6 protein-coding genes are annotated in these 7471 nt (G+C 64.6%); 5 read left to right on the top strand and 1 reads right to left on the bottom strand.

Annotated elements, in window-relative coordinates:
* Positions 1 to 351, bottom strand: a 351-nt coding sequence (locus V7053_RS04130; protein WP_334171006.1) for a hypothetical protein, incomplete at its 3' end; no start/stop codon positions are given.
* Between the two features lie 212 nt (positions 352 to 563).
* Here V7053_RS04130 and glf point away from each other — a divergent pair.
* Genes glf through V7053_RS04105 form a run of 5 tightly spaced genes read left to right on the top strand, consistent with a single transcriptional unit; the run spans position 564 to position 7442 of the window.
* Complete coding sequence (glf, locus tag V7053_RS04125; RefSeq protein WP_334171005.1) at positions 564 to 1751, top strand: UDP-galactopyranose mutase; 1188 nt, start codon at positions 564 to 566, stop codon at positions 1749 to 1751.
* Complete coding sequence (locus V7053_RS04120; RefSeq protein ID WP_334171004.1) at positions 1748 to 3757, top strand: glycosyltransferase; 2010 nt, start codon at positions 1748 to 1750, stop codon at positions 3755 to 3757. The genes glf and V7053_RS04120 overlap by 4 nt, the downstream gene beginning before the upstream one ends.
* Positions 3712 to 4611 carry an ABC transporter permease gene (locus tag V7053_RS04115; RefSeq protein ID WP_334171003.1) on the top strand — a complete coding sequence of 300 codons (900 nt, stop codon included), beginning with the start codon at positions 3712 to 3714 and terminating at the stop codon, positions 4609 to 4611. The genes V7053_RS04120 and V7053_RS04115 overlap by 46 nt, the downstream gene beginning before the upstream one ends.
* A gap of 2 nt (positions 4612 to 4613) precedes the next feature.
* Positions 4614 to 5342 carry an ABC transporter ATP-binding protein gene (locus V7053_RS04110; RefSeq protein WP_334171002.1) on the top strand — a complete coding sequence of 243 codons (729 nt, stop codon included), beginning with the start codon at positions 4614 to 4616 and terminating at the stop codon, positions 5340 to 5342.
* 39 nt (positions 5343 to 5381) lie between these two features.
* The gene (locus tag V7053_RS04105; RefSeq protein WP_334171001.1) at positions 5382 to 7442 is read left to right on the top strand and encodes a DUF6541 family protein; all 2061 of its coding nucleotides are present in this window, start codon (positions 5382 to 5384) and stop codon (positions 7440 to 7442) included.
* Positions 7443 to 7471 lie beyond the last annotated feature (29 nt).

Genomic DNA, 7471 nt, shown 5'->3' with positions numbered 1-7471 from the left:
GTCGCCCTCAGAGCGGGAGATATGGTGCAGACCGCGTTCGAGAGCGATGAGCTGCCCAGCGGCAGGACCGCTTCGGACGGCGAGGAGGAGGCCTCCGGGGCGTTCCGCCGTCGTCCTCCATTCCGCCTGGGCGCCCAGCAGGACGGCTCCGTTCGCCAGAGGCGCCCCGCCGATGACGAGCGAATCCAGCGGCCTTCCTTCGACCGTGATTCCCGTCACTCCATAGGTGTCGCTGATGAGTCGTGCCAGGGAACTCCCGGCTGCCCCCTCCGGCAGTCTCGCCACGAGTTCCTCCCGCTCGCGAAGCCCCCGTCCCTGCCCCGGAGCGATCAGCGTGACGTGCAGTTCCATGCGTCCCCCCAGCTCAGCCCTGTCACGAGGCTAGGCGGGTTGTGGGACGCCTTGGCGTGCACGAGGGCCCTATGTGGACAACCGCATCCATAGGGGCGGTCCATAGGGGCGGTCCCGGTGGCTGGGAAGGGGCTTCACCGTCGTCCGGTAGTCTTGGACCGCAGGAAGGCCGGTGCCAGTGGCATCGGCGTGCCCCGATTACAGGAGAATTTGTGGACGCTGATCTCGTCGTCGTCGGATCCGGCTTCTTCGGCCTCACAGTGGCCGAGCGTGCAGCCAAGGAGCTCGGACTCAAGGTCACGGTGATCGACCGCCGCCATCACATCGGGGGCAACGCCTACAGCGAGGATGACGCCCAGACGGGCATCGAGGTACACCGCTACGGTGCTCACCTCTTCCACACCTCGAACAAGCGCGTGTGGGACTACGTGAACCAGTTCACGACCTTCACGAACTACGTGCACCGTGTCTACGGCGTGCACAAGGGCGAAGTCTTCCCCCTGCCGATCAACCTCGGCACGATCAACCAGTTCTTCCGCGCGAACTATTCGCCCTCTGACGCGCGCGCCCTCATCGAGGAGCAGGCTGGCGAGCTCGCGGGGACCGACCCGCAGAACCTCAATGACAAGGGGATCCAGCTCATCGGCCGCCCGCTGTACGAGGCGTTCATCAAGCACTACACCGGCAAACAGTGGCAGACGGATCCGAAGGATCTGCCGGCCGGGATCATCTCGCGCCTTCCCGTTCGCTACACGTACGACAACCGTTACTTCAACGACACGTACGAGGGCCTTCCCACCCACGGGTACACCGCGTGGATCGAGCGGATGGCGGACCACCCGAACATCACTGTCCAGCTCAACACCGACTTCTTCGATGAGTCGCAGCCCGTCAGCAAGGGCAATGTCGTCGGGAATGTTCCCGTGGTCTACACGGGGCCGGTCGACCGCTACTTCGACTACAAAGAGGGCGACCTCTCATGGCGCACGATCGACTTTGAGGAAGAGGTCCTGGAGGTCGGCGACTTCCAAGGGACCTCGGTTGTCAACTACAACGACGCCGATGTGCCGTTCACGCGCATTATCGAGCCGCGTCACTTCCACCCCGAGCGCAATTACCAGACCGAGAAGACGGTCATCATGCGCGAATTCTCCCGTTTCGCCGAGAAGGGCGACGAGCCCTACTACCCGATCAACACGGAGGCCGACCGGGCAAAGCTACTCGCATATCGCGACCTTGCGAAGTCCGAGAGCTCCGTCCTGTTCGGCGGCCGGCTCGGGACCTACAAGTACCTCGACATGCACATGGCCATCGGTTCGGCGCTGAGCATGTTCGACAACAAGATCAAGCCGCACTTCACGGGCGGCGAAGCACTCGTCAGCGGAGGCGTGGACGAATGACGGCGGTCGACGTTAAAGAGGTCGTGAGCGAGGAGTCCGAGCAGGAGTGGCAGACGCTCCAGCGCGTCATCCTGCCGCCCCAGGCGCAGATGGACACCGTCCCCCTGTACGTGGACATGGGCACTGCCACCGGGGTCCAGCTTCCGACCACGGGAGACGCCACCACCGATCGCGAGCGCAGGCCGCGCACCATCAGCAGCCCGGCCCGCGAGGCCCACTCCGAGGACTTCGTCTCCCGCTTTTCGATGAAGGTCCGGCCCGGCGATCGGGTGTCATTCGGCACCTACTTCAACGCTTTCCCGGCCAGCTACTGGCGGCGCTGGACGAACGTCGACTCCGTGAGGCTGAGCGTCGCGACGTCCGGTGCGGGTGCCGTCGTCGTCTACAAGTCCAATTCCCGCGGCTCGCTCCAGCGCGTTGACTCCCAGCGCGTCGAGGGAGAGACGACGACGGTCTTCGACCTTTCGCTCAAGCCGTTCGGCGACGGCGGGTGGTACTGGTTCGACGTCGTCGCGGGGTCTGAGCCAGTGGAGATCAGCCGGGCAGAATGGCAGGCCCCCGGTCCCGCGCCACGCCGGGGGAGCGTGACGCTTCAAATCACGACCCTGAACAAGACGGACTTCTGCCTCAACAACCTCCGTCTGCTCGCGCAAGACAGCGAGGCGCTCGAGGCGCTCCAGGAGATCCTGATCGTGGACCAGGGCACCCAGAAGGTTGCTCAAGCGGAGGGCTTCGACGAGGTCAAGGCACAGCTGGGGGGCCGGCTCCGGATCATCGAACAGAGCAATCTGGGCGGTTCGGGAGGCTTCTCGCGTGGCATGTACGAGGCTGTGGCCAACGGCAGCGACTACGCCCTGCTCATGGACGACGACATCGTCGTGGAGACGGAGAGCATCCTTCGGCTCGTGACCTTCGGGGACCGCTGCAAGACGCCGACCCTCGTGGGCGGTCACATGTTCGACCTCTTCAACCGCACGGTGCTCCACACGTTCGGCGAGATCGTCAACCCGTACCGGATCCAGCCGGCCCTGCCGAGCGAAGAGATGGAGCTCGGCCACGACTTCCTCGTCTCAAACCTCCGCCAGACACCCTGGCTGCACCGCCGCTGCGATGTTGACTACAACGGCTGGTGGATGTGCCTCATCCCGACGTCGGTCATTCGGGAAATAGGGCTCTCCCTTCCCATCTTCATCAAGTGGGACGACGCCGAGTACGGACTGCGCGCCAAGGAGCGCGGTTTTCCGACGGTGTCCATGCCCGGGGCCGCGGTATGGCACGTTTCCTGGATCGACAAGGACGATCTGGTCGGGTGGCAGGCGTACTTCCACACGCGGAACCGCGCCCTCACTGCCCTGCTCCATAGCCCCTATGAACTCGGCGGCCGAGTGATCCGAGAGCTTCAGCAGGACGACATCAAGCACCTCGTGTCGATGCAGTACGCCACGGTCCAAGGCCGGGAGTGGGCCCTTCAGGATCTGCTCAGAGGGCCGGGCTCACTCCGTGGGCTTCTCGAGACGAAGCTGCCCGAGATCCGGAAGATGCTCTCGGAGCACACGGATGCGGTGTTCAAGCCCGACCCCGACGAGTTCCCCGCGCCCCGCATGGCCAAGCCGCCGAGGCACGGACAGGGCTTCAGCCGGCCGGGCAAGGCCATCCTCGTGCCGTGGGCGCTCAAGACCGTGGCGCGGCAGCTCGTCAAGCCGGTCGTGGATACGAGCAAGGAGCGTCCGCAGGCGAACGTTCCGCACATGGACAACAAGTGGTGGCGGATGTCGCAGTACGATTCCGCCGTTGTCTCGAACGCCGAGGGGACGGGTGCGTCCTGGTACAAGCGGGATCCCCGGGTGATGCGGCGTATGCTCGCCGAAAGCGCCAAGCTGCACGGCGAGCTCCTGGCCCGCTGGCGCTCCCTGGCCGCGGAGTACAAGAGCGCTCTGCACGATCTGACCTCGATCGAGTCATGGAAGAAGACGTTCGACGAACATACGCTGAGCGATTCCCGGTGAGTACCGTTCAGCAGTTGGTCAGGCCCGGAGTGGGAGCGGGCCTGGCCGACACCTTCCGTGCGCGATTCCTGCTCAAGCTCCTCGTGCGCAAGGAGCTGAAGGTCCGCTACCGCGGCTCGGTTCTGGGATTGCTGTGGTCCTACGTGAAGCCCGGCGTCCAATTCCTCGTGTTCTATTTGGCGCTCGGAGTCTTCCTTGGCCTCAACAAGGGCACCGAGAACTACGCGGTCTACCTGTTCTCGGGGATCATCCTCATCAACTTCTTTACGGAAGCCCTCGGGAATGCGGCCCGTTCGATCGTGGGCAACGGCAGCCTGATCAAGAAGATCTATCTGCCTCGGGAACTGTTTCCCGTGGCGTCAGTATGGGTCTCGGGCGTGCACTTCTTCCCCCAGCTCGTTGTGCTCGTCGCAGCGTGTGTGTTCTCGGGGTGGCATCCGTCTGTGCTCCAGCTGGCAGCCGCCGTCGGCGGGTTCGTGATTGTGGCGCTCCTGGCCACGGGTCTCGGCCTCTTCTTCGGCGCTGTCAACGTCTACTTCCGCGATTTCGAGAACATCGTTGACCTCCTCCTCATGGTCGTGACGTGGGCTTCGCCCGTGCTCTACGTGTGGACAATGGTTCGGAACACCCTGGGGGCGGGTTTCTTTGCCGTATACCAGGCGAACCCGATAACCATCGCTGTCGAGATCTTCCACTACGCGTTCTGGTATCCGACGACGAGCGGAACCGCCCAGCTTCCGCCGCATCTCGTCACCATCTGGCTCCCGGTCGGACTCGCAGTCTCGCTCGTGGTGGTCTTCATCGGGCAGTTCACCTTCCGGCGGCTCGAAGGCCGCTTCGCGCAGGAGCTCTGAGCGTGGCGACCGCAATCGAAGTCAGCAGCATCAGCAAGCAGTTCGTGCTTCGCCACACCCGTTCGCTCAAGGAGGCGCTCGTGTGGCTCATCAAGGGCCGCAAGGGCGACCTCAGCCAGAAGTTCTTCGCCCTGCACGACGTCTCGCTGACCGTGGAGCAAGGGGAAAGCGTCGCGCTCCTCGGCTTCAACGGCTCCGGCAAGTCGACGCTGCTCAAGCACATCTCGGGTGTCATGACCCCGGATTCCGGAACGGTCCGGACGCGGGGGCGCGTGGCAGGCCTCATCGAGGTGGGGGCAGGCTTCCACCACGACCTGACCGGGCGCGACAACGTCTACCTCAACGGTGCGATCCTCGGCATGAGCGAGGAGCAGATCAACGAGCGATTCGATTCGATCGTCGAGTTCTCCGAGATCGGGGAGTTCATCGACACCGAGGTCAAGTTCTATTCGTCCGGGATGTACCTTCGGCTGGCGTTCTCCGTTGCCGTGCACACCGACCCCGAGGTCTTCCTCGTCGACGAGATCCTTGCCGTCGGCGACGAGCCGTTCCAGCGGAAATGCATTGCGAAGATCAAGGAGCTCGCCGCCGAGGGCAAGACCCTCGTCGTCGTGAGCCATGACCTCAATCTCGTTCCGCAGATCTGTGAGCGCGGCGTCCTGCTCGAAAAGGGGCGCGTTGTCCTGGATGGACCCGTCGAGGACGCAGTGAAGGCTCTGCGTGGAGCGTGAGCCGCGGTGGGTGATGGCGCGGGGGGAGTGGGCTAGAAGATGAGCGTGTGGCTTGAAGCCTTGGTACCGGCGCTGGCTGCTCTGGCGATCTCTGTCGTGCCCGGTGCCCTCGTCGCCTGGTTCGGCGGCTTCAGGGGCTTTGCGGCCTTCGGCCTGGGGCCCCTTCTCAGTGCGACCCTGGTGGGCGGGGCCGCCGTGGTGGCCCCTTGGCTTCATCTCCGCTGGGGGGTCCTTCCGCTTCTCCTCGCAACGATCGTGTCGGCGCTGGTCCTCTGGGCCGTCCGCCGTGGCGCCAAGCGGATGGAAGCGCGCCTGCCGGCCGACGACGGCGTCCGACGGTCGGTTGGTGCCCTTCGGCTGCAGCGCGTGGAGCCTCGGCGTCAGACCCAGACCAGTGCTCGCTCGTCGGCGGCCGCTCTGCGGACCCCGGTCACGTGGGCCACCCTTGCAGGACTTGCGGTCAGCGTCGTGGTGCTGGGCAGGCGGCTGACGTCGATCTTCCGCTCTCCAGACCTGGTCTCGCAGACGGCGGACAACGTCTTTCACCTCAATGCCGTGCGGTACATCCTCGACGGCGGAAACGGCTCGTCGCTCACGCTGAGGGAAGCCGGAGGCACGCAGGCTGCCCTCTACCCGGGCGCCTGGCATGACTTGGTTGCCCTGGTCGTCCAGTCGACGGGGGCGTCAATTCCCGTTTCGGTGGCCGCGGTCAACCTTGTCATCGGCGCCGTCCTGTGGCCGGTCTCAGTCATCTTCCTCGCGCGGAGCGTGTTCGGAAACTCGAAGATCGTCGACCTGTCGGCAGCGGCGCTGGCGTGCTGCTTCAGCGCCTTCCCCTATCTGCTGGTCGACTGGGGTGTCCTCTACCCGAACTACTACGGAATGGCGGTTGTCCCCGCCTTTGTCGCGCTCGGTGTCCTTCTGGCCAAGTGGCGTCACCTTCGTGCAGGCCTTGTCGCGGCGACGGCGTTGTGCTTCCTCGTCAGCTGCGTCGGTCTGCTCCTGGTCCACCCCAACACCGTGCTGACAGCTGGAGTAGTGCTCGTTCCCCTGTGGGTCGCACGCCTCGCGGCCAGCGTCCGCTCGTCTCCGGGATCGGGTCGCAGCCGATGGGTTCCCGCCGTGGGGCTCGTTGCCGTACTGGTCGGAGCGGCGCTGATCTGGGTCAAGCTGCGTCCTTTCGTGATCACGCACTTCGGTGATTCGTGGCCGCCGTACGAGACGCCGGCGCAAGCCTTGGGCGAGTTCTTCTTGACGACCCACAGCGGATGGATTGCCGGCTACGCGACGTCGCTGCTCTTCGTGGTCGGCCTGTTCGTCTGTGCACGAAGGCGGAGGTGGCGCTGGCTGCTGGTCGGCGCTGTGCTGTGGGCGGTCCTCTTCGTCGATGTGGCGGGCTACCCGAACTCGGTGGTCAGGAGTTTCCTCACGGGTGGGTGGTACAGCGACTTCCGAAGAATTGCCGCCGGTGCCGCGCTGATGGCACTTCTCGTTGCGCTTGCGGGCGTGAAGGCCGTAGCGCAGCGGATCGGGGCAGGACTTCGCCGCGTGGAGTGGGTCAAGCCGCGGCTGAGAACCCACGTCAGGCTGATCGCCACCGTCGCCGTCCTGTTGGCCGTCGGGGCGCAAGCCCAGACGGGAGACATTCCTCAAGCGGCCCGCCATGCTCAGAGCAACTACAACATCGGGCCGGGCTCGCCCATCATGTCGTCCGACGAATTGGCCCTGTATGAGAAGTTGGACACGTTGGTTCCACCGGGTGCCATGATCGCGGGAAATCCCTGGGACGGAAGCGCTTGGGCCTACTTCGTGTCAGGGAGAAGAGTTCTCTTCCCCCACGTGGTCACGTTGTGGACTCCGGACCGGACTCTGATCGCGGAGAAGCTGAATCAGGCGGCAGGCGATCCTCAGGTCTGTGCTGCATTGCAGCGCCTGCACGTCGAGTACGCACTGACCTCCGACGAACTGATCTACCTTCCCGGGAACATCGCCAACACGGAGTACCCGGGAATGGCGGGCCTTGAACTTTCCAAGGGCTTCCAGCTGGTTGCCCAAGTAGGTCAGAACAGGCTGTTCCGGATCACAGCGTGCCAGCACTGAGGCAAGACCGAGAACGTTCAACGGAAAGG

The sequence above is a fragment of the Sinomonas sp. genome (assembly GCF_036848755.1).
In the GTDB taxonomy this organism is placed as follows: Bacteria; Actinomycetota; Actinomycetes; order Actinomycetales; family Micrococcaceae; genus Sinomonas.
The sequence above is the reverse complement of the archived record's forward strand: the minus strand, read 5'-3'. Positions and strand labels throughout refer to the sequence as shown.